We start from the raw sequence: 23,185 nt of genomic DNA, 5'->3' as shown, positions 1-23,185 counted from the left end.
GATCTCGAGGCCAAGCTCATCGAATGGGAGAACTTCTACAACTTCAACCGACCGCACGGTGCTTTCAACGGAAAAACACCCTATGAAGCCCTTCGCGAAAGGCTATAATCTCTCCCAGTCGATGTCCCGCTAGATCGTCAACCTTACATCACCCTCTTCAGCCATTGCAAAAGTTTCTTCGAATGACTGGTGATGAAATTCACAGCGCTGCGCAAATTCCGAAAAACCAAGAATTTCTCTACTGGGACACGTCGGGCCCGAATATCTGCCGAACGGTACGTTAAAACCACCCGATGCGTTATAACGGCATAGGCCGTTAAAGCAGTGTCGATTCAGATAAATGAATAAAGCTGATTTTCTTACCGAGGTGACAGCCTGATTAAATTCTAGCCGCAATTCGTAAAAGGCTTCGGCTTCGTTATTACGCGGAACGAACAGCCCCTCTGCCGCCTCGATTACAGCATCTACGTCAACTTTGATAAACTGATACATATCTATCAAATCCGCATTTGCATCAGCAATCAGATAACTGTCGAAATCAGACGCCAGGGAGATTGCACACGAACCTGCAAAAGGTTCGACCAGCCTTTTGCCCTCTGGGAGGCGCGGGACAATGTGATGCTTTACTCTGTTTTTATTGCCAGCCCATTTCAAAAATGGCTTTCGAACAACGAATGCATCATCGACTATAGGTTCAAGCGCGAGCGCCGATTGTGTTGCTTGGGAAGACATATTGCACAGTAACAAACAGGGAACAAATGTCTAGCAGCTTATTTGCCTAAGGGCGGGCATTTTTGGATGCGTGTGAACGCATCCCACCGCTTGACCCCCGCCCCCTGCCCGCCTATACCGCCCTCAACATCCAACCCATCGGGAATGGCCTTGTCGTCGCGCAACTTGGCTAACGTATTGATGGATATGGGTTTTCACATACGCGAAACGGCTGCACGGCAGGGCTCGATTCTTCGGGGCATTGCTATGCGGCCTTTTCTTGTCTGTGGAATGGCACGCCGCGACTGACATTTCTAACTGAGGCAAAGCACCTTATGGCATCCCGTCCCGCTCCTGCGACCCTGTCGCGTCAAAAGCGTATCCGCAAAATCTTCGGTAACATCCATGAAGTTATCGACATGCCCAACCTTATTGAGGTTCAGCGCGAGAGCTATGAACAGTTCCTGCGTTCTGACCCGTCGATTGGCTATGTATCCGGCCTTGAAAAGACGCTGCGCAGCGTTTTTCCGGTTAAGGATTTTGCCGGCACCTCGGAACTCGACTTCGTGCATTACGAATTGGAAGATCCGAAATTTGACGTCGAAGAATGCCGTCAGCGCGGGATTACTTATGCGGCGCAGATGAAGGTGACCTTGCGCCTGATCGTGTTTGAGGTTGACCCCGACACCGAAGCGCGCTCGGTCCTCGATATTAAGGAGCAGGACGTGTATATGGGCGACATGCCGCTCATGACGCATAACGGCACCTTCTTCATCAACGGTACAGAGCGCGTTATCGTCAGCCAAATGCACCGTTCGCCGGGCGTCTTGTTCGACCATGACCGCGGCAAAACGCATAGCAGCGGCAAATATCTGTTTGCAGCGCGCGTTATTCCGTACCGTGGTTCGTGGCTCGACTTTGAATTTGATGCCAAGGATATCGTCAACGTCCGTATCGACCGTAAGCGCAAATTGCCGGTCACGACCTTGCTCTATTCGCTGGGCTTGAACGACGAAGAAATTCTGGGCCATTTCTATGACCTTGTGACATTTGAGCGTGGCAAGGGTGGATGGAAGATTCCGTTCAACGCGGAACAATGGCGCGCGTCGAAGCCGATGTTCGACATTGTCGATGCCAATACGGGCGAAGTTGTATTCCCTGCGGGCACCAAGGTTACGCCACGCGCGGCCAATAAGGCCGTCAAGGATGGCTTGACCAATCTGCTGATTCCAACCGAAGAAATCTTTGGCCGTTATTCGGCGTTCGATTTGATCGACGAAAAGACGGGCCGGATTTATGTCGAAGCCGGTGACGAAATCACCGCCGAAAATCTGGATGCCTTGGACAAGGCCGGCATTGACAGCCTTGAGCTGCTCGACATCGACCATGTCATCACCGGCGCATGGATGCGCAACACATTAAAGGCAGACAAGGCCGAGAACCGCGACATGGCGCTCGACGCCATTTACCGCGTTATGCGTCCGGGCGAACCGCCAACGCGTGAAACCGCAGAAGCCTTGTTTGCTGGCCTGTTCTTCGATGCTGACCGCTATGATCTCAGCGCGGTTGGCCGCGTGAAGTTGAACATGCGTTTGAACTTGGACGTCGAAGACACGCTGACGACCTTGCGGACGGAGGATATCCTCGCCGTGGTCAAGGAACTGGTGAACCTGAAGGACGGCAAGGGCGAAATCGACGATATCGATAACCTTGGCAACCGTCGTGTCCGTTCGGTCGGCGAATTGCTGGAAAACCAGTATCGCGTTGGCTTGCTGCGCATGGAGCGCGCGGTGAAGGAGCGGATGAGCTCGGTTGACGTATCGACCGTGATGCCAAACGACCTGATCAACGCAAAACCAGCAGTTGCTGCCGTGCGTGAATTCTTTGGTTCGTCGCAATTGTCGCAGTTTATGGATCAGACCAACCCGCTTTCGGAAGTCACCCACAAGCGCCGCGTTTCGGCACTTGGACCAGGTGGTTTGACGCGGGAGCGTGCTGGCTTTGAAGTCCGCGACGTTCACCCAACGCATTATGGCCGTATCTGCCCGATTGAAACGCCGGAAGGCCCGAACATCGGCCTGATCAACTCGCTGGCATCATTCAGCCGGGTGAACAAATATGGCTTTATCGAAACGCCCTATCGCAAGGTCATCGACAATAAGGTCACCGACGATGTGGTGTATCTCTCCGCCATGGAAGAGCAAAAGAACACCATCGCGCAGGCGAACGCCGAATTGAACGCCGATGGCAGTTTTGTTGAAGACCTGATTTCGTCGCGTGAAGCAGGCGAATTCCTGATGGCACCGCGTGACCAGATTACCTTGATGGACGTCTCGCCAAAGCAGTTGGTTTCGGTTGCGGCATCGCTCATCCCATTCCTCGAAAATGATGACGCCAACCGCGCATTGATGGGATCAAACATGCAACGTCAGGCTGTGCCTCTGCTGCGTGCAGAAGCGCCGTTTGTCGGCACAGGCATGGAAGAGACCGTTGCCCGTGACTCCGGCGCGGCCATTGGCGCACGCCGCACAGGTATTGTCGACCAAGTCGATGCGACCCGTATCGTTGTGCGTGTTACTGGCGATGTGGAGCCCGGCAAATCAGGCGTCGACATCTACACGCTGCAAAAGTTCCAGCGTTCGAACCAGAACACCTGCATCAACCAAAAGCCATTGGTGAAGGTCGGTGACGTGATTGAGGCCGGCGACATCATTGCCGACGGTCCGTCGACTGAACTGGGCGAACTCGCCTTGGGCAAGAACAGCCTCGTCGCGTTCATGCCTTGGAATGGGTATAATTACGAAGATTCGATCCTGATCTCCGAACGTATCGTGAAGGATGATGTGTTTACATCGGTCCATATCGAAGAATTCGAAGTGATGGCCCGCGATACCAAGCTTGGACCAGAAGATATCACCCGCGATATTCCAAATGTAGGTGAAGACGCGCTCCGCAGCCTCGATGAAGCTGGCATTGTCTACATCGGCGCAGAGGTGCACCCTGGTGACATTCTCGTAGGTAAGATCACGCCAAAGGGCGAAAGCCCGATGACGCCAGAAGAAAAGCTGCTGCGCGCCATCTTCGGTGAAAAGGCAAGCGACGTGCGCGACACATCGCTGCGTCTGTCGCCAGGTGTTGCTGGTACGGTCGTTGAAGTCCGCGTCTTTAACCGGCACGGCATCGACAAAGACGAGCGCGCCATGGCGATTGAACGTGAAGAAATCGAGCGTCTTGCGAAGGACCGCGAGGATGAACGTTCCATTTTGAACCGTGCGACGTACAACCGTTTGAAAGACATGCTGATTGGCCAAACTGCAGCTGCAGCGACAAAGGGCATCAAGAAGGGCGATGTAATCACTGAGGATAATCTCAGCGACGTCGAGCGTCACGAATGGTGGAAAATCGCCGTTGCCGACGACAAGATCCAAGGCGATCTTGAAGCGGTCAAGGTTCAATATGACGACGCCGTCAAGTTGATCGTCGAGAAGTTTGAAGATCGTCGTGAGAAGCTGGAGCGTGGCGATGAGCTAGCGCCGGGCGTACTTAAGATGGTCAAGGTCTTCGTCGCCGTGAAGCGTAAACTGCAACCTGGTGACAAAATGGCCGGACGCCACGGGAACAAGGGTGTTATCTCGCGGATTCTTCCGCAAGAAGACATGCCGTTCCTCGCCGACGGTACGCCTGTCGACATCGTGCTCAACCCATTGGGTGTGCCGTCACGTATGAACGTGGGTCAGATTTTCGAAACCCATCTTGGCTGGGCTGCACGTGGTCTGGGCATGCAAATTGGTGAGGCTTTGGAAGAGTGGCGCCATGCAAACCCGAACCCAGAAGCAGCGGCCCCGCCAGCCGTGGTGCGGGAACGTCTGGCGAAGGCTTATGGCGCAGAATATGCCGACGAGATCAAGAACCGTAGCGATGCGGACATCATTGAGCTTGCCAGCAATGTCATCACTGGCGTGCCCATGGGCACACCTGTGTTCGACGGCGCACGTGAAGCCGACGTAACGTCCATGCTTCAGCTTGCTGGACTTGACGGTTCGGGTCAGTCTGACCTGTTTGACGGACGCACCGGTGACAAGTTCGACCGCAAGGTCACAGTCGGCATCATCTACATGTTGAAACTGCATCACCTTGTTGATGACAAGATCCACGCCCGTTCGATCGGACCGTACAGTCTTGTCACGCAGCAGCCATTGGGTGGTAAGGCGCAGTTCGGTGGTCAGCGTTTCGGAGAAATGGAATGCTGGGCGCTTCAAGCTTATGGTGCCGCTTACACCTTGCAGGAAATGCTCACGGTCAAATCAGATGACGTGATCGGTCGTACCAAGGTTTACGAAGCCATCGTCAAGGGTGACGACAGCTTTGAAGCCGGTATCCCCGAAAGCTTCAACGTTCTGGTCAAGGAAATGCGTTCATTGGGTCTCAATGTAGAGCTAAAAGCGCATGATTTGATCGAAGGTGACGAGGGCTTTGCCGAAGCAGCGGAATAAAGCAGAGATGGGCGGATTTCGGTCCGCCTCCTGCCCCCGCCTTTAGGTTTTCATGGGCACATGCCCAATGAGGAAAAGAATATGAACGAACTGAGCAAATTCAACAATCCCATCGCCAAGGTCGAAACCTTTGACCAAATCCAGATCGGGATTGCATCGCCGGAGAAAATCCGCAGCTGGTCCTTTGGCGAAATTAAAAAGCCGGAAACCATTAACTATCGCACGTTCAAGCCAGAGCGTGACGGCCTGTTCTGCGCGCGCATCTTTGGTCCGGTAAAGGATTATGAGTGCTTGTGCGGCAAGTATAAGCGCATGAAGTATAAGGGCGTCGTCTGCGAGAAATGCGGCGTTGAAGTTACGGTCACCAAGGTGCGCCGTGAGCGTATGGGCCATATCGAATTGGCTGCGCCGGTTGCGCATATCTGGTTCCTGAAATCGCTGCCATCGCGCATTGGCCTGTTGCTAGACATGCAGTTGAAGCAGCTTGAGCGCGTGCTGTATTTCGAAAACTATATCGTCACCGAGCCCGGCCTCACCGCGCTGGAGAAGTTCCAGTTGCTGAGCGAAGACGAATTGCTCGACGCACAGGACGAATATGGCGAAGATGCTTTCACCGCCAGCATTGGTGCCGAAGCCGTCAAGACCATGTTGATGGACCTCGACCTTGAACAAGAGCGCACGGACCTGCTCGACGAGTTAGCTGTCACCAAGTCGGAACTGAAGCCCAAGAAGATCATCAAGCGTTTGAAGGTCGTCGAAAGCTTCATCGATTCCGGCAACAAGCCAGAGTGGATGATCTTGGACGTCATTCCGGTCATTCCACCAGAATTGCGCCCGCTGGTTCCGCTAGATGGTGGCCGCTTTGCAACCTCCGACCTGAACGATCTTTATCGCCGTGTCATCAACCGTAACAACCGTTTGAAGCGCCTGATCGAGCTGCGCGCGCCGGACATCATCGTCCGCAACGAAAAGCGTATGTTGCAAGAAGCTGTCGACGCATTGTTCGACAATGGCCGTCGCGGTCGCACGATTACGGGTGCCAACAAGCGTCCGTTGAAGTCGCTATCCGACATGCTCAAGGGCAAGCAGGGCCGTTTCCGTCAGAATCTTTTGGGCAAGCGCGTCGATTATTCGGGTCGTTCGGTTATTGTGACTGGTCCAGAATTGAAATTGCACCAATGCGGCCTGCCAAAGAAGATGGCGCTCGAACTGTTCAAGCCGTTCATTTACTCGCGTCTGGATGCCAAGGGTCTGTCGATGACCCTGAAGCAAGCCAAGAAGTGGGTCGAAAAGGAGCGTAAGGAAGTTTGGGACATCCTCGATGAGGTTATCCGCGAGCATCCCGTATTGCTCAACCGTGCGCCAACACTGCACCGTTTGGGCATTCAGGCGTTTGAACCTGTCCTGATTGAAGGCAAGGCTATCCAGCTTCACCCGTTGGTCTGTTCGGCATTTAACGCTGACTTTGACGGTGACCAGATGGCCGTCCACGTTCCATTGAGCCTTGAGGCGCAATTGGAAGCCCGCGTATTGATGATGTCGACAAACAACATCCTGTCGCCAGCCAATGGTAAGCCAATCATCGTTCCTTCGCAGGACATGGTCTTGGGTCTCTATTATCTTTCAATGGATCGTCGCGGCGAACCCGGCGAAGGCATGATGCTGTCCGATATGGCCGAAGTGCATCAGGCGCTTGAAGTGGGTGCGGTCACGCTCCATTCCAAGATCATCGCCCGCGTGCCACAGACTGGCGAAGACGGCGTAGAGCGCATGGTTCGCTTTGACACCACACCCGGCCGTATGTTGCTCGCGGAAACGCTGCCAAAAAGCCACCGCGTACCTTTCGAAACCGTCAACCGCCTTCTCACCAAGAAGGAAATCGGCGACGTTATCGATCAGGTCTATCGCCACACTGGTCAGAAAGACACGGTATTGTTCGCCGACGCAATCATGTCGCTTGGCTTCAAATATGCGTTCAAGGCCGGTATTTCGTTCGGTAAGGACGACATGATCATTCCGGAAGAAAAGACCGAAATGGTTGCCGAAACCAAGGCAATTGTTGCCGATTTTGAGCAACAGTATCAGGACGGTCTGATCACGCAGCAAGAAAAATACAACAAGGTGATCGACGCCTGGTCCACATGCGGTGACAAGGTCGCCAGCGCCATGATGGATAAGCTGAAGGCTTCACCAATGGACGAGCATGGCCGCGAATTGCCTGTCAACTCGGTCTACATGATGAGCCACTCCGGTGCGCGTGGTTCGCCAGCGCAGATGAAGCAGCTTGCCGGTATGCGTGGATTGATGGCCAAGCCTTCGGGCGAGATCATTGAAACGCCAATCATCTCGAACTTTAAGGAAGGTCTGACCGTTCTCGAGTATTTCAACTCGACCCACGGTGCCCGTAAGGGTCTGGCCGATACAGCATTGAAGACGGCTAACTCAGGGTATCTGACGCGCCGTCTGGTGGACGTATCGCAAGATTGCACCATCGTTGAAGTCGATTGCGGTACAGAGCGTGCTTTGGAAATGCGGTCTATCGTTCAGGGTGGTTCCACTATCGCCTCGCTGGGTGAGCGTGTCCTTGGCCGTACTACGGCAGAAGACATCATCGGCCTTGATGGCAAGGTGTTGATCCCATCGGGAACCTTGCTCGACGAGCCAATGGTTGTCGCGATGGAAGAAACCGGCATTCAAGCCCTTAAGATCCGCTCGCCATTGGTGTGCGAATCCAAGGTCGGCGTTTGCGGCACATGCTATGGCCGTGACCTTGCACGCGGTACGCCCGTGAACATCGGTGAAGCCGTCGGCGTTATTGCTGCCCAGTCCATTGGTGAGCCTGGTACCCAGCTGACCATGCGTACGTTCCACATTGGTGGTGCAGCGCAGTTGAACGAGCAGTCCAACCTTGATGCTACGGCATCGGGTAAGGTCATGTATCGCGACCTGCCAAGTATCGTCGACAAGCGGAAGAAGCGTTTGGCGATGGCGCGTAACGGTGAATTGATCATCGTTGACAAGGATGGCCGTGAAATGGAAATCCACCGTCTGCCTTATGGTGCGACTTTGGCATTCCCGGATGGCGCTGAAGTCAGCGTTGGTGACCGTCTGGCCGAATGGGATCCATTCACCATGCCAATCATCACCGAAAAATCAGGTATTATCAAATATCAGGATTTGATCGACGGCAAGACGCTAACCGAACAGACCGACGAAGCAACGGGTATTGCCCAGCGCGTCGTTATCGAAGATCGTGCCGGTAGCCGCACCAAGAAGGAAGACCTTCGTCCGCGCATTACCTTGTTGGATGACGATAGCGGCGAAGCTGCACGTTATCTGCTTGGCGTTGGCACGATGTTGTCGGTCGAAGACGGTGCCACGGTGCAGGCGGGCGATGTCATCGCACGTGTGACCCGCGAATCTGCCAAGACCCGCGACATTACCGGTGGTCTGCCACGCGTTGCCGAATTGTTCGAAGCGCGCATTCCAAAGGACAATGCGATCATCGCCAAAATCTCGGGCCGCGTAGAGTTCGTCCGTGATTATAAGGCGAAGCGCAAGATTGCGATTGTGCCGGAAGAAGGCGATCGTATTGAGTATCTGATTCAGAAGTCAAAGGTACTTGACGTTCAGGAAGGCGATTTCGTTCGTAAGGGCGATAATCTGATTGCTGGTTCGCCGAACCCGCATGATATTCTTGAAGTCATGGGCATTGAGGCACTGGCGGAATATCTGGTTGCCGAAATTCAGGAAGTATATCGTCTGCAGGGCGTGAAGATCAACGATAAGCACATCGAAACGATCGTTCGTCAGATGCTGCAAAAGGTTGAGATCACCTTCGGTGGCGACACTACTTTGCTTCCGGGCGAACAGGTCGACCGCGAAGAAATGGACGCGATCAACGCAAAGCTGACCAAGGGCCAAGCACACGCAACGGGTAACCCTGTATTGCTCGGCATCACCAAGGCTTCGTTGCAGACACGTTCGTTCATCTCGGCGGCATCCTTCCAAGAAACCACACGCGTCCTCACACAGGCCGCCGTGGAAGGTAAGAAGGACATTCTGACCGGTCTGAAGGAAAATGTGATCGTTGGTCGTCTGATCCCTGCGGGAACTGGTTCTGCCATGAACCGCATGCGGATTGCCGCGACAAGCCGCGACGTTGCGCTTCGTGCCAGCTACAAGAAGCTGCAGGAAAGCCTGATTGCGCCAGAGACAGCAGCCGAAGAGCATGCTGCCGAACTGGCTCAGGGCCCTGAAGCCGCGATTGGCGACGATGTGTTGGCAAAGGTTATTTCAGATGACCTGACCACAACCGACGCCGCTATCGACGATGTCGTTGACACGAGCGAAGAAGAATAAACGTCGCTTATAAGGCAAACAAAAACCCGCCGGATGCATTTCCGGCGGGTTTTTTGTTGGTCGGCTTTGCCGCCAAAAATCTGGGTCTAAAGACCTAGAATTTACCCGACAGCGACAATTGCAACAACGGGTCCAGGCTGTGGTCACGGTTCACAATCTGTCCAAGGCTGCCCGATGCCCGTGTCCCTGCATAGATGAAGCGGTCACGTCGAAACCCTCCCATATCGGTGACTTGAAAGCGGATCGTTCCCAATCTAAACTTGCTATATTCTATGAAAATCATGGTCCGGGTGCCCGCTTGCTGTCGACGCTTTTCGTTGAAGAAATAATCAAAATTAGCGTCCTGAATGCCGATCGACGTTCCAAAGACGAGTCCTAAATCGGCCATATCATAGCGGATATCCCATTGCTGATGCCACAATGGCCGGTGTGATACGCGTCGGTTAAAGCCCGTCACGGGGTCTGTGACGCGGCTGCCATGATAATGGCTAACATGGCGGACTTCGACACCCGTAAAGCCGATCGGCTTAGTCAGCCAATCCAGCGGCAGCGTGATTTCTAACTCGCCATTCCACTTTGTGCTTTTGCCAATATTGCCGGTGCCATCAAATTGGGACGTAATATTGCCGTCCGCGTCCCGAACAGTAATCGGCACCAGATCCTGCGTATCGCTGACAAGCTGATAGTCGCCACGAAACTGAACACTGCCACGGTCCAGAAATTTATGCCGGATCAGCGCCGATAATGTCGTGGTCTTCTCTGGTACCAGATCGGCATTACCCGCATCCACCTGATTGCCGACGGTTACGTCCACCGATGTTGCGAATTCGTTGAAGTCTAATTGCGCCACTTGACGTTCGGCTCGCAATTCTACCGTGGTCTGCGGGTTGATCGTCCAAGTGGCGATTGCGCGTGGCTTGATAAAAAAGAAGCTACGCGCCGCGGTGCTGTCACCGGACAGCGTCAGCTTTGAAAATTCGGCGATTGCGCCAGCTTCAATCTTCCACGCTGGCCCAACCGTCCATACATCGCTGAAGAAGGGTTCAAACCGCGTTTCTGCGACCAACACATTTGATGCTGGGAAATTCGTGACGGCGCCTGCTACCGAGTTAGCCACACTAAACTGTGCGTCTAAGCGATTATAAGCGATCTCAGCGCCGAATTGGACAGCGTGCCTACCCAAGCCAACCAAATCATTCTGCATGCGCACAACGGCTTCCATGGGCTCGTTTCGGCTTCGTGTTTCGAACAGCGACACTGGCTGCGCAATACGGGCGGTTTCAATATCACTGAATCTGCTTTCGCGCCCGTTGCGGTATAGTCCAACAATCTTGGTATTGGTTTTCGGCAACGCGGAAAATTCGATATCGGCGCCCAATTCGTAACTCAGGTCGCCAGTCGGCCCGTCGCGCCTCAAAAATTCTTCGCCCGTGCGGATCCGCGCTGCATTGGAATATTCGGCATTGCGAATGTCAAACTTGTCATCCCAGCGCACTTGTCCATTGATGTTGAGTTTCGCCCCCCCAAATCTGGTTTTAATAGCACCCCCGAGTGCAGCTTCGTCATGGCCGCCTTTCCCGGTATAGGATCGCCGCTCCACAAGTCCTCCGGATGCAGTCTTAAAGTCCTCGGGACCAAAACCGTAAACCCGTTCCGAATAAGACGAAAAATTTAATTCATAGCTGGTGTCACCGCGGCGGATCGTCGCCGATGTATTAAGTGATGGCTGGAACCCATAACGCGTTCCCGCCAAGATGGTGGCTTCATATGTTCCGTTGACCTTTGCGGTGCGTTTGCGGACGATGTTGACCACTTGGCCCTGCCCTTGCGTCTCGGTGTCTGCGCCCGCTTGCTCCGAAAGCAATATAGATTCGACTTGGCTCGCGGGTATCCGTGATAGGATCGTGAAAATGTCATCAGATTTGGTTGAGGGACGATCACCGTCCACCAGGACATTGCCGGCATTTTCACCGAAACCGCGACGATCTTCACCCGCGTTGATCGAAAAGCCGGGAATCCGTTTCACCATATCGAGCGCAGTCACGGGCGCATAAGCCGTAAAAAAATCAGGGTCGAATTTCCGGCTACCCGTTGGTGTCTCGGACATATCGGCGTTGGTGTTATCAACATCTGCATGCGCAACGCCGGGCATACACAGGAAAGCCGCTGCTGTGGCCAGCAACGCCCGCCGAATGTTCAAACCAAACATGAAAAAACCTCCCGCAAGACCCACGATTTTCCTGTCTATTATGGTCTGAACACAAGGTAGCAGTGCGGGATGATGCTGCGCCAGCCGTCTTCGACCAACGGGCTATTGGGACGACAAGCCGCAAAACGGATGACGCTTCAGCCCTATGTCGATGTTTCTAATATGTTAGCGGAAAAATGGCGTTGTTACCCGCCGCCCCGTTCGTCCTCTATCTGGTCACGAATGTCTCTCGCTTTTTTGCAGGCATCTCTGTCGCCATCGGCGCAGCGTTCTTGGACTTTTTTCAGCTGCCGGGACAGTTTTCCAACATTTTCTTCACTCTTACGCATGTCACGTCCACGTTTTTCATCGGACTCGGACTGGCTGGTGGTGAGTACGTCGGCGGTTTTAGATACGATCTTTCCTGGTGCTGTGACAACATCTTTGACAGCGCCTGAGACCATGGACGCGACGCATCCTTGCAACAAAATCATGGGCGCTATCGCCAACACCAACCTTACATTCCGTCCCACAATATATCCTCCCAGAAACAATTTACTTCAGCAAATTTAATGCAATCGCGCGTATTTGCTCTGCCATATCCGGGCGCTGCAGCGCTAGGGCTAAATTTGCCTCGATATATCCCACTTTTGACCCGCAATCATACCGGTTGCCGTTAAATGTCACTGCATTAAAGGGTTGCTGACCAATCATCTGTGCCATCGCATCGGTAAGCTGTATTTCACCGCCAGCGCCTTTTTCCTGCCCTTCAAGTATACGCATAACTTCCGGCTGAAGGATGTAACGTCCAGACACGATCAAGTTCGACGGCGCATCCTCAACCTTTGGCTTTTCAACTAAGCCCAATACTTCGGTCACCACGCCATTCCCCGCGCCCGGTGCAATCACACCATAGCTGGAAACAGCATTACGCGGCACTTCAAGCACGCTGATAACGTTCCCGCCAATCTGGTGATACGCATCGACCATCTGCTTCATACATCCCGGCGATCCGTGCATAAACTCGTCGGGCAGGAAGATGGCAAAAGGCTCATCCCCAATGATATCTCGCGCGCACCAAATGGCGTGGCCAAGGCCCAGGGGCTCTTGCTGCCGAACATAGACACAATTACCGGGACTAAGCCGCGTTTTAGCCAAAACCGACACATCTTTACCGCGTGCAGTCATGGTATGCTCAAGTTCAAACGCGATGTCGAAATGATCCTCAATGACGCTTTTGCCGCGACCCGTGACAAAAATCATCTGCTCTATGCCGGCCTCGCGGGCTTCATCCACCGCATATTGAATCAGCGGACTGTCGACAATCGGTAGCATTTCTTTGGGAATGGCTTTTGTCGCGGGCAAGAAACGTGTGCCCAATCCAGCGACGGGAAAAACAGCTTTTCGAACAGGTTTATGTGTCATGATATCTAATTAACGCGCGAAACCATAAAGTCTAGGGTCAGGACCTAGGGTCAGGACCACTTAAATGCACCTTCGCGGCGTCAAAATGGCAAAGATATCGGAGGAAAATGTCCGCCGCAGGCAGTTATTCTGCCTGCAAGGGCATTTTGCTTTTAGATCGAAGCCATTTTGGCGTCCTTCGGATTTGACCCATACTGTCCATTGCTACGTTGGCAAGCTTGGACTTAGAACCACTAAGCCCGGCGCTTACCGCCTTGCACTGAACAAAATGGCCTCAAACCGCGAAGGTATATTTAATAGGTCCTGACCCTAAGCAGAGTTGGCAATCCGTGCGGCAAATCCCTTTTTCAACTTTGCCAATTTTGGCGGAATGACGGCGAGGCAATATGGGTTACGCTGTCCTTCACCGCCCCAATATTCTTGGTGATAATCTTCGGCTGGATACCAGGTGGCGAGACCTTCAATTGTTGTCACAATGGGTGCCGGCCAATCGCCTGCGGCCTTTTTTATGCCCGCTTCGGCCTCGGCACGCTGTTCGTCGGACAAGGGAAAAATTGCCGAACGATATTGGGTGCCAATGTCATTGCCCTGCCGATTAAGTTGTGTCGGCTCATGCGTTGCAAAGAATATTTCAAGCAAATCGGCATAGCTTATGACATCCGCATCAAATGCGATGCGGATTGCCTCGGCATGGCCCGTATTTCCGCCGCACACCTCTTTGTAAGTGGGATCTACCGTATGGCCACCAATATAGCCGCTCACGACGCCGCTAACGCCGTTCAATTGGCCAAAGACGGCCTCGGTGCACCAGAAACAACCTCCGGCAAAAATAGCTTCTTCTTGGGGCATGGATCTATCCTTGAACTTGGACGGGATCTGCGGTCTTTGCTGCATCCCCGCGCACCACCAGCAGATACATCGCCGGCGTGACAATACGTGATAGCAAAGTTGAGGAAATCAACCCCCCGATTAACACGATTGCCAACGGCGAATACAGGCTGCCGCCAAACAAGGCGAGCGGCATCAGGCCGCCAATAGCTGTCACCGACGTCAGCAGCACCGGAAGAAACCGCACTTCACCGGCCTTTTCAATCGCTTCGCGCAAGCCATATCCGCGTTGCCGCAACTGCGTGGTGAAGTCGACCAACAATATGGAGTTTTTAATCTCGATCCCGACCAAAGCAATAAATCCAATAATCGCAAGGAAGGACAGGTTGTTGCCAGTCAAGACTAAAGCGATAAGCCCGCCAAAGGTGCCCAAAGGAATAACACCGGCGACGACCAACGCCTCTTTAAAGCGGCCAAATTCGGCAACTAATATCGCAAAAATGCTGAATAATGCGACGATCACGACAGGGCCAAAGCCAGCGAAGGTATCGTTGATTTTTTCCGCTTCACCGCCAACGGCGATGGAGTAGCCGGGCTTGAGCGGAATCTGATCCATCTTTTTCAGCGCGTCAGCATTGACCTTGGAGACAACGACGCCTTCATTAATCTGGGCCGTGACGCCAACATAACGTTGCAGATTATATCGATAAATGGCGGCGGGGGTTGATTCCAGTGTCGGGTTTGAAATCTGCGCCAATTGCACCGCCTGTCCGCTACGGTTCGAAACATAAATCGATTCCAAGGCAGAAACCGGCTGTGTCCCTGCAAGCGGCAAGCGGACCACAACGGGGTAGCTGTCCCCTTCGGTGTCGCGATAGGTGCCCGCCCGCTCGCCACTGAGCGCAAGCCGTATCGCCCGCCGCGCGGCACCCGCAGGCACATCGAGCAACGCGGCTTTGGCATCGTCCACGCGGATGTCCAAATCGACCTTATCGAACGCAACAGGGTTGTTGGTGTCTCTGGTGCCAGGGGTTTCGCGCAAGACTTGTTCCATTTGCCCCGCGAGGCGTTTTAACTCGTCCTGATCCGGACCGTAGACGCGAAACTCGACAGGGGCGTTGATGGGCGGGCCGTTCTGAAACAACATCAGCTTGATCCGCGCGCCTGATATCTGGTCCAATTTCTTGCGCAGCCTGTCAACCATCGCTTGGGACTTTGTGCCTTCCCACGCATCCATGATTGCAATCACCTCGCCGCGGGTCGGGTTTTCGCCGCGCTGAAACGAATTGTAGAAAACGGGCGGATTATATGCGCCGACATTTTCTGCGCGGACTTTAATGGCGGGTTCGGTTTTCAAAACGGTAGATACTTGTGCGACAATGCGGCCCGTTTCCGCGACGCTCGCACCCTGCTCTGCCTCTATTGTGACGCGGAAGTAAGATGTATCGGCGTTTGGAAACAGGCTGAAGCCAAGCATTGGCACCAAAAGAAATGCGGCACAGGTGCCAATTAATGCACCCCATACAGAGCGGCGCGGCCGGTCCAGCGCCCAATGGAGCATCGGGTGGTAAAAACGATCAATTTTGCGCATCAGCCATTGCAGCAGCGGGCTGCCTTCCTCCGGCTCGTCGCCTTTCAGGATTCGGCTCGCCAGAAACGGTACAATCGTGAGCGAAACAATCATTGATGCCGTAATCGTTGCAACGATGGTGGCGATGAAGCTCTGGGTAAATTTGCCCGCCCCTTCAGGCAAAAAGAACAAGGGCAAAAAGGCGAAGACCAACACGCCGGTCGACCCCAAAACCGCCATCGTAATCTCTTTGGTACCGTCAATCGCCGCATCGTTCCGGCTTTTCCCCATACGCAGGTGCCGGGCGATGTTTTCGACCACGACAATCGAATCATCGACCAATAATCCCAACGTCAGAATGAAGCCGGCAACCACGAACTGGCTAAGGTTAAAGCCATAAGCCGATATCGCCAGCAGCCCCGATGCAATCGACAGCGGAATCGATATCATCACGATGACTGACGCCCGCCAGCCCAAGGGCAGCAAAGTGATCAGCACCAGAAACAAGGCGATTGCAAAGTCGCGGGCGAGTTCGTTCAGGCGTTTCCTGATATCCTTGCTTTGGTCAAACTGGATGACGGCCTGTATATCGGGCGGCAACAATGCCTGTTGTCTTGCAAGCTCTTCGACCAACCGATTGCGTAACTTCGTGGCATCGGTACCCTGTTTTTGATTGGCGGTAATGAAGACGGCGCGCTTGCCATTATGGCTAACTTTCACGCGCTGTTCTGCGGCGCTTATATTCACGTCGGCGACATCTCCGACACGGATTATCGACCCGTCGTTCGACCGGATCGGAAGATTGCGAATTTTTTCGAGATCCCGAAATGCGCCGCCTGTCTCCAAATTGAATCTGCGTGCGCCGCTAATGACGGCGCCCGCGGGCACATCCGCACCGCCAACGCGGATCGCATCGACCACAACGCTTGCTGGCAACCGCAACTCGGCAAGCCTACCCGAATTAATCGCCACGCTGATTTCCGGTTGGGGCAGGCCGTAAATTTCTGCCTGACGGACCTCTTTATCCCGCCCTAAGGCCTCGCTGACATCGCGGGCGTATTTCTCCATCCGGTACCAGCTTGCAGTATCGCTCAGCAGCGCAATTTGGAGGATTGACGCATTTGTCGTGCGGACTTTTTCGAATTGCAGGCCCTGAAGGTCCGCAGGTAGTTGGTTCCGGATCGCTGTGACTTCACGCACTGCATCGTTGAAATATTGGTCCGGATTGCCAGACCAGTCAAACTCCGCCCGAATGACCGCATTACCGTCGCTGCTGGACGATACGACACTTTGGACATCCTCCAAACCCTGAACCAATTCCTCAATCGGCTTGGTAATGGTTTGCTCAATCTCTGCCGCATCGGCCCCGGGTTGCGATGCCACAATGGACACGACAGGCATAGAAAAATGCGGGTCAACAGAGCGGGGAACTTGCTGAAATGCAGAAAAGCCCAACGCGCAGAGCAGCGTGAACAGCACCAGTGTCAGCTGCCATCTACGAATTGCGAACTCCGCGATATGCATGGACTAGCGCAGTCCCTTAACGACACGCACGGCAGAGCCAGTGCGCAGTTTTTCCTTACCAGACGTCACGATCCTGTCGCCTGGCCTTATCCCGCCCGATACATTCACAAAATCATCAGATATCCTTTGTATAAGGACATTGCGCGTTTCAACGCGGTTCTTGGCATCCACCACATAAACCAGGCCTTCGCCCGTGCGGACACCAAACAAAGCGCTTGCCGGAATTTGTAACTGTGCACCAATATCCGACGCTGGCAGCTTTATGGTTGCTGTCCCTATTTGCCCCGACCGCAATGTTGGCCGATTGGGCAACCGAAATTGAACGGAAAAAGCGCCTGTGGCCGCGTTTGCGCGACCGTCAATCTCCGATATCATTGCCGTCAGCGGTGAATCACCTGCGGATTCAATCGAGATATCGGCCGCCATGCCAACACGCAGTTTCGACGCGTCACGATCGACGATGGGAACGCGGAAGACAAAGCCATCATCAGCCTCACCCAACATAAAAGCTGGCGTTCCGGCGGCGATGACTTGCCCAGCCTGCACATTGCGCATCAGCACAACGCCGCTGGATGGCGCATAAAGCTGCGCCGTATTGCTGGCAAATCCGGCCTGCCGCACGCGCGCCTCCGCGCTCTTTAACATTGCCTCAGTCGCCTCAAACCGCGCTTTGGTTATCCAACCATCGGCGTAAAGCGCGCGGACACGGTCAAACTCTGCCCGGACGCGATCACGCTCTGCCGTCGCAACGCTCATGTCGGCGCCTACATTTGTCGTATCGAGCGCAGCCAGCAACGCGCCGCGCTTTACAAAATCGCCCTCTTCAAAACGGACAATTGCGACCTTGCCTGCGGTTGTAAAACCCAAAGGCGTTTCGCGGCGATAACGGACCGTGCCAACGGCGTTGATCTCTCGCTCTGCGCTCTGATTTCCTACGGTGAATATCTCGACGGGAAAGGTAGCCTTAGGGGCAACTTTGCTTTCGCTCGCGCTATCGCCGCAGCCAGCAAGTGAAATCAGCAGCAATAGCCCTGTCAAAAATTTTGAAGATACTGACAAATGGCCCTCCTCTGCGCCGCCTCAACGCATCTGATAGTCAAATATTCTTTAGGATGAAATAGCGTTTTAATATGCAACTTATTTTATAGCTTGCCGAAATTTAGCAAGCGAAATGGCAGAGAATGAATCACAACAATGTCATCACCGAACGGCGGCCCGTGATAACCTGTCGTTAATCGCAATGCCTATGCCCTCATGCGGGATCGGCGCGACCGCGATAGCAATGGCCGAACTACCATCCGCATTGTGCAGCGCCTCAAATAAATTCGCGGCGGCCTGCGCCAAATCGCCAGTGGCTGACAGGTTTTCGTCGCCGGCAATTGCGCCAAAACCAATGAGATATTCATCAGGCACGGGCGCCGTGACGTTCAAGCGGACAGGTTTTGACGGCGCATAATGGCTAGCCATTTGACCCGGCGCCTCAATCGAGTTCATGGGCAAAGACAAAGGCGGATATCCAAGCGTCTGTTCAATTTCCATGGCGCTGACCGGCCCCGGTCTTAACAGCTGCCAACCATCATCGCGCACGGCCACGATCGTTGATTCCAACCCTGCCGAACATGGACCCCCGTCCAAGATCATCGGTACAGCCCCACCAAGCCCTTTTAAGACATGATCCGCCCGCGTCGGGCTGATTGCGCCGCTTCGGTTTGCGGAGGGCGCAGCGAGGCTTAAATCGCTTTTCAGGAGCAATGCCTGCATCACGGGATGGGCGGGGCAGCGAATGGCGATAGTAAGCAGCCCTGCGGTTACGGCGCGGGCGACGGGGGCATCGGGTTGCAAAGGCACAACCAACGTCAACGGCCCCGGCCAAAACGCCTCTGCGAGTGCCTGCGCAGTAGCGTTAAACACACCCAGCTTTTCTGCGGCTTTCCGATCACGAACATGCACGATAAGGGGGTTAAAATCGGGACGCCCCTTTGCCGCATAAATATGCGCCACCGCCTCTGCATTTTGCGCGTCTGCCGCAAGGCCGTAAACCGTCTCAGTGGGAATCGCTACAATCTGTCCGGCACGAAGAAGCTGCGCCGCAGCGGTAATTGCAGCGTCGTCAGCCGGTACAACCCAGCCATTCCCCAAGGTATTTGAGCCAAACATCATAAGCGGCTATAGGCGGATGCAGATCCGATTTAACAGGAATTTTATTCAATATGGCGTTTTCAGCACCCGTCGCAGAACAAAATTTTGTCCTCAAGCATATCGTCGGCATCGACGCATTGGCGCAACATGCGCGTTTTGCCGATGCCACGCCGGATATGGTGCAGGCCATAGTCGAAGGCATTGGTGCCTTTGCCGAGGGTGAATTTGCCCCACTGAACCGCATTGGCGACACCGTTGGCGCGCGGTTAATCGATGGCAAAGTGGTGATGCCCGACGGTTTTGTCGCGGCGTATAAATCTTATGTTGCCAATGGCTGGGGCGCGATCAACGCGCCTGCCGAATTTGGCGGTCAGGGTCTGCCTTTCTCGCTAGCGACAGTCGCGCTCGATTCGCTTGGCGGCGCCAACATGGCCTTTGCCTTGTGCCCGATCCTCTCGGTCGGCGCGATTGAGGCGATCAACCATCATGGCACCGACCGGCAGAAAAATTTGTTTCTGCCCAAGCTTTCGACAGGGGAATATTCCGGCACGATGAACCTGACCGAACCGCAGGCAGGTTCCGACGTCGGCGCGCTGAAGTCGACCGCGACCCCGCGCGGCGATGGCACGTACCAGATCAAGGGCACGAAGATTTACATCAGTTTTGGCGACCATGACATGGCGGAGAATATCGTCCATTTGGTTCTCGCCCGCACGCCCGATGGCCCCGCTGGAACAAAAGGTATTTCCTTGTTTCTGGTGCCCAAATATCAAGTCCATGCCGACGGCAGCATCGCCAACGCCAATGATATCAAGGTCGTATCCATCGAACATAAAATGGGTATTAACGCCTCGCCCACATGCGTCTTGGCCTTTGGCGAAGAAGGTGATTGCGTCGGCGAGCTCATTGGTCCCGAATTTGGCGGCATGCGCGCGATGTTTACGATGATGAATAACGCCCGCCTGAATGTCGGCCTGCAGGGTGTACAAATTGCCGAGGCCGCCACGCAAAAGGCGGTCTGGTTTGCCCGCGAGCGGGTGCAATCGGCAAAGGCCAGCGGACCATCGCGCGAATCGGTGGCGATTGTCGAACATCCCGATGTGCGCCGTATGTTGATGCGGATGAAGGCGGGGACGCAGGCAATCCGCGCTTTATTGTATCTCGCCTCCGGCTATGTTGATCGCGCCACGCTGGGTAAGGCTGGCGCGCAGGAAATGGTGGACCTGCTTACACCGCTGGCCAAAACTTATGGCACGGACATGGGCAGCGAAATCGCCTCTTTGGGCATTCAGGTGCATGGCGGCATGGGCTTTGTCGAGGATACAGGCGCAGCGCAATATTATCGCGATATCCGGATCGCGGCAATTTACGAAGGCACCAATGGTATTCAGGCGGCGGACTTGGTTGGCCGCAAGCTGGCGATGCAGGGCGGCGACGTCATTCGCAACCATCTTTCCGCGATATCGGCCGATGCGGCTGGGCATTCCGGCCTGTCGGCGCTCGCTGCGGCGACTGCGGAAGTCACCGAATATATGCTCGGCGCAGAGGTCGATGACCGTTTGGCGGGCAGCTATGCGTATACCAATATGATGGCGGTCGTCACGTCGGGCTGGCTGATGTTGAAGCAATATCGCGCCGCACAGGCCGAAATCACCGATGGCAACACCAGCGCATTTTTGCGCAGCAAGGTTGCGGCCTGTCGTTATTATCTCGACGTCATGGTGCCTGAGGCTTTGGCGTTCAAAGGCACCGCGATATCTGGTGCAGAATTGCTTTACGCATTGGACGCGGAGGAACTGGCGGCTTGAACGAGCAAACGCTTAAACGCATTGCCGAAGCGCTGGAGCGGCTGTCACCCCCGCCAGCGCCGCCAACGGACCTGTCGTCCTCTCCGGCCTATCATTGGAACGGCTCGAATTTGGCAGCAGTGCAGGGTTTTAAACCACTGCCCATTGACTTGATCGTCGGGGTCGACCGGCAAAAGTCGGATTTATATGAAAATTGCCGGCGACATGCGGCTGGCGCGGCGGCGCATGATGTTTTGCTGTGGGGCGCACGCGGCATGGGCAAATCCGCCTTGGTGAAATCTGTGGTGGCGGCGCTGCAAGAAGATGGCTTTTTCATCGCTTTGGTCGAAGCGTCTTCCAGTCATTTGACGAGCCTGCCAGCCTTGTTTGAAGAATTGGGCGCGTCGGGTCGGCGCTATTTGTTGTTTGTCGACGATATCTCGTTCGAACCGCACGACCAAAATGCGCGCCTATTGCGGTCATTGCTGGAGGGCGGCGTGGAAGCGCGTCCGAACAACGTCCGGCTATGCGTGACATCTAACCGCCGAAATATTGTTGAACGCGACAGCAAGGAACAGGCGGACGCCATGAATGCACGCGACTCCATGGACGACAGCCTGGCCTTGGCCGACCGATTTGGGATGAAACTGGGCTTTCAATATCCTGATCAGGACGCGTATCTGCACATGGTCAGCAGCTACGCCGCCCATTTTGATCTGGACTGGGATGAAGCCGACGCGCTGGCTTTTGCCCAAGGACGCGGCGGTCGTTCAGGCCGGATTGCGTGGCATTATACCGTGGATATCGCAGGCCGCGCAGGCCGAAAAATTTAGTTCTTCGCCCGCACGCGCCAGATAATGTTGCCAACGTCATCGCTGACCAACAAGGATCCATCCTTTGCCATCGCCAGCATCGTCGGGCGACCTTGCGCATTGCCATCCTTGTCCAAAAAGCCTGTGAGGACATTGATGGGCTTGCCCGAGGGTTCGCCCTTGGCAAAGAGAACAAAGATCACATCATAGCCCGACACAGGCTTGCGGTTCCACGAACCATGGCGGGCCACAAACGCCCCTTCGGTCAGGCCAGCACCCAGCTTCGCATTATAACCAAAGGCCAACCCAAGCGGCGCGGTATGTGCGCCAAGGGCGTAATCGGGGCGGCGTTCATATTCGCGCTTTGCGGGCTTTGGCGGCGACACGCGGGCGTCGGTAAATCCGCCCCAATAATGTTGCGGCCAACCATAATCCGCGCCAAATTCCACAAGCGCCAAATAATCAGGCACCATGTCGGAGCCCAGCATGTCGCGTTCATTTACCACGCTCCACAACCGACCCGATGGGTCCCAATCCAGACCAACGGGGTTACGCATGCCAATTGCGTAGGGAATTTTCTTGTCCTTCGCGATGTCATATTCCAACACCATGGCACGACCGTTTTCGGTCTCCATGCCATTTTCGCCAATATTGCTGTTCGATCCCACCGCGATGTAGATTTTCTTGCCATCGGGTGATGCGGCAAGGTTGCGCGTCCAATGGTTATTGGGGCCCATGGCGTTGAACTTTGTCAGCTCCTTACCCTTGGCCGTAATTTTCGTATCGCCCAATGTATATGGGAAAACGACCAAGCCATCGGTGTTGGCAACATACAGCTTCTCGCCAATCAGGACCATGCCGAACGGAGAATTCAGCCCCGTGAGGAACGGCGTTTTCAATTCGGCCTTGCCATCGCCATCGGCGTCCCGCAACAAAATGATGCGGTTGGCAGAAGGGACACCGGCACCCGCCTTGCCCATCAGCCATTTCATCACAAAGCCTTCAACGCCACCAGTTTCGCGCGGTGGCGAGTTTGTCTCGGCGACTAAAATATCGCCATTGGGCAAAGCATATATATTGCGGGGATGGTCGAGACCTTCGGCAAAGCGTTCAACGATAAGGCCCGGCGCAGCAACGGGTGCCTCGCCAGCTTGCCAGCGGTCAACCTCTGCAACAGCGATAGTCGGGAAAGTCTGCGGGCGTGGCGCGGTAATTTCGGGCGAAGGGCCAGTCACGGCATCCAGCGGAAGTTGGGCAACGTCAGGCCGGGTAATGTACCAAATGCCAGCAATCGCCAGAACGATGACGATCAAAACGATATTGCGCACATGCTTCCACATATTACT

Annotated in this window: 13 protein-coding genes and 1 pseudogene; 5 read left to right on the top strand and 9 right to left on the bottom strand. The window is 54.5% G+C overall.

Annotation, left to right across the window (positions count from 1 at the left end; translation table 11 throughout):
* Positions 1 to 108, top strand: a pseudogene (locus tag Q0O07_RS07060) (IS481 family transposase); the annotation flags it as partial.
* Positions 109 to 129: 21 nt separating this feature from the next.
* On the opposite strand, the gene Q0O07_RS07055 reads toward Q0O07_RS07060, so the two are convergent.
* Entirely contained in the window at positions 130 to 732 is a 603-nt protein-coding gene (locus Q0O07_RS07055) for a Dam family site-specific DNA-(adenine-N6)-methyltransferase (protein ID WP_295491990.1), read from the bottom strand.
* Between the two features lie 314 nt (positions 733 to 1,046).
* Here Q0O07_RS07055 and rpoB point away from each other — a divergent pair, with 314 nt between their 5' ends.
* Positions 1,047 to 5,204, top strand: coding sequence for a DNA-directed RNA polymerase subunit beta (gene rpoB, locus Q0O07_RS07050; protein WP_295491988.1), 4,158 nt, complete (start codon positions 1,047 to 1,049; stop codon positions 5,202 to 5,204).
* Positions 5,205 to 5,285: 81 nt separating this feature from the next.
* Positions 5,286 to 9,566 carry a DNA-directed RNA polymerase subunit beta' gene (gene rpoC / locus Q0O07_RS07045; RefSeq protein WP_295491986.1) on the top strand — a complete coding sequence of 1,427 codons (4,281 nt, stop codon included), beginning with the start codon at positions 5,286 to 5,288 and terminating at the stop codon, positions 9,564 to 9,566.
* 94 nt (positions 9,567 to 9,660) lie between these two features.
* Here the strand turns inward: rpoC and Q0O07_RS07040 are convergent, their stop codons facing one another.
* From Q0O07_RS07040 to Q0O07_RS07010, 7 genes are all read right to left on the bottom strand, one after another.
* The gene (locus tag Q0O07_RS07040; RefSeq protein ID WP_295491984.1) at positions 9,661 to 11,775 is read right to left on the bottom strand and encodes a TonB-dependent receptor; all 2,115 of its coding nucleotides are present in this window, start codon (positions 11,773 to 11,775) and stop codon (positions 9,661 to 9,663) included.
* A 185-nt stretch (positions 11,776 to 11,960) separates the two neighbouring features.
* Positions 11,961 to 12,248: a hypothetical protein gene (locus Q0O07_RS07035; RefSeq protein ID WP_295491982.1), complete on the bottom strand. Its 288-nt coding sequence runs from the start codon at positions 12,246 to 12,248 to the stop codon at positions 11,961 to 11,963.
* A gap of 61 nt (positions 12,249 to 12,309) precedes the next feature.
* Positions 12,310 to 13,179, bottom strand: a complete 870-nt coding sequence (gene galU, locus Q0O07_RS07030; RefSeq protein ID WP_295491980.1) for a UTP--glucose-1-phosphate uridylyltransferase GalU — start codon at positions 13,177 to 13,179, stop codon at positions 12,310 to 12,312.
* Positions 13,180 to 13,488: 309 nt separating this feature from the next.
* Positions 13,489 to 14,028, bottom strand: a complete 540-nt coding sequence (gene msrA, locus Q0O07_RS07025) for a peptide-methionine (S)-S-oxide reductase MsrA (protein WP_295491978.1) — start codon at positions 14,026 to 14,028, stop codon at positions 13,489 to 13,491.
* 4 nt (positions 14,029 to 14,032) lie between these two features.
* Positions 14,033 to 17,101, bottom strand: coding sequence for an efflux RND transporter permease subunit (locus tag Q0O07_RS07020; protein WP_295491976.1), 3,069 nt, complete (start codon positions 17,099 to 17,101; stop codon positions 14,033 to 14,035).
* 3 nt (positions 17,102 to 17,104) lie between these two features.
* Positions 17,105 to 18,160: an efflux RND transporter periplasmic adaptor subunit gene (locus Q0O07_RS07015; protein ID WP_295491974.1), complete on the bottom strand. Its 1,056-nt coding sequence runs from the start codon at positions 18,158 to 18,160 to the stop codon at positions 17,105 to 17,107.
* Between the two features lie 141 nt (positions 18,161 to 18,301).
* Positions 18,302 to 19,261, bottom strand: coding sequence for an L-threonylcarbamoyladenylate synthase (locus tag Q0O07_RS07010; protein ID WP_295491972.1), 960 nt, complete (start codon positions 19,259 to 19,261; stop codon positions 18,302 to 18,304).
* A gap of 50 nt (positions 19,262 to 19,311) precedes the next feature.
* Here Q0O07_RS07010 and Q0O07_RS07005 point away from each other — a divergent pair, with 50 nt between their 5' ends.
* Together Q0O07_RS07005 and Q0O07_RS07000 are read left to right on the top strand one after the other, a co-directional pair.
* Complete coding sequence (locus Q0O07_RS07005) at positions 19,312 to 21,048, top strand: acyl-CoA dehydrogenase (protein ID WP_295491971.1); 1,737 nt, start codon at positions 19,312 to 19,314, stop codon at positions 21,046 to 21,048.
* Complete coding sequence (locus Q0O07_RS07000) at positions 21,045 to 21,860, top strand: DUF815 domain-containing protein (protein ID WP_295491969.1); 816 nt, start codon at positions 21,045 to 21,047, stop codon at positions 21,858 to 21,860. Before Q0O07_RS07005 ends, Q0O07_RS07000 begins: the two co-directional genes overlap by 4 nt.
* Here the strand turns inward: Q0O07_RS07000 and Q0O07_RS06995 are convergent.
* Positions 21,857 to 23,179: a sorbosone dehydrogenase family protein gene (locus Q0O07_RS06995; RefSeq protein WP_295491967.1), complete on the bottom strand. Its 1,323-nt coding sequence runs from the start codon at positions 23,177 to 23,179 to the stop codon at positions 21,857 to 21,859. The two genes, Q0O07_RS07000 and Q0O07_RS06995, sit on opposite strands and share 4 nt — an antisense overlap.
* Between the last annotated feature and the right edge of the window lie 6 nt (positions 23,180 to 23,185).

The sequence above is a fragment of the Sphingorhabdus sp. EL138 genome (genome assembly GCF_945890115.1).
In the GTDB taxonomy this organism is placed as follows: Bacteria; Pseudomonadota; Alphaproteobacteria; order Sphingomonadales; family Sphingomonadaceae; genus Sphingorhabdus_B.
The sequence above is the reverse complement of the archived record's forward strand: the minus strand, read 5'-3'. Positions and strand labels throughout refer to the sequence as shown.

Excerpts from the sequence above, each read along its gene's own strand:
- msrA (WP_295491978.1), bottom strand. The coding sequence starts at position 14,028 with ATGCCCCAAGAAGAAGCTATTTTTGCCGGAGGTTGTTTCTGGTGCACC.
- Q0O07_RS07005 (WP_295491971.1), top strand. The coding sequence starts at position 19,312 with ATGGCGTTTTCAGCACCCGTCGCAGAACAAAATTTTGTCCTCAAGCAT.
- Q0O07_RS07035 (WP_295491982.1), bottom strand. The coding sequence starts at position 12,248 with ATGATTTTGTTGCAAGGATGCGTCGCGTCCATGGTCTCAGGCGCTGTC.
- Q0O07_RS06995 (WP_295491967.1), bottom strand. The coding sequence starts at position 23,179 with ATGTGGAAGCATGTGCGCAATATCGTTTTGATCGTCATCGTTCTGGCG.
- Q0O07_RS07020 (WP_295491976.1), bottom strand. The coding sequence starts at position 17,101 with ATGCATATCGCGGAGTTCGCAATTCGTAGATGGCAGCTGACACTGGTG.
- rpoC (WP_295491986.1), top strand. The coding sequence starts at position 5,286 with ATGAACGAACTGAGCAAATTCAACAATCCCATCGCCAAGGTCGAAACC.
- Q0O07_RS07055 (WP_295491990.1), bottom strand. The coding sequence starts at position 732 with ATGTCTTCCCAAGCAACACAATCGGCGCTCGCGCTTGAACCTATAGTC.
- galU (WP_295491980.1), bottom strand. The coding sequence starts at position 13,179 with ATGACACATAAACCTGTTCGAAAAGCTGTTTTTCCCGTCGCTGGATTG.
- rpoB (WP_295491988.1), top strand. The coding sequence starts at position 1,047 with ATGGCATCCCGTCCCGCTCCTGCGACCCTGTCGCGTCAAAAGCGTATC.
- Q0O07_RS07040 (WP_295491984.1), bottom strand. The coding sequence starts at position 11,775 with ATGTTTGGTTTGAACATTCGGCGGGCGTTGCTGGCCACAGCAGCGGCT.
- Q0O07_RS07010 (WP_295491972.1), bottom strand. The coding sequence starts at position 19,261 with ATGATGTTTGGCTCAAATACCTTGGGGAATGGCTGGGTTGTACCGGCT.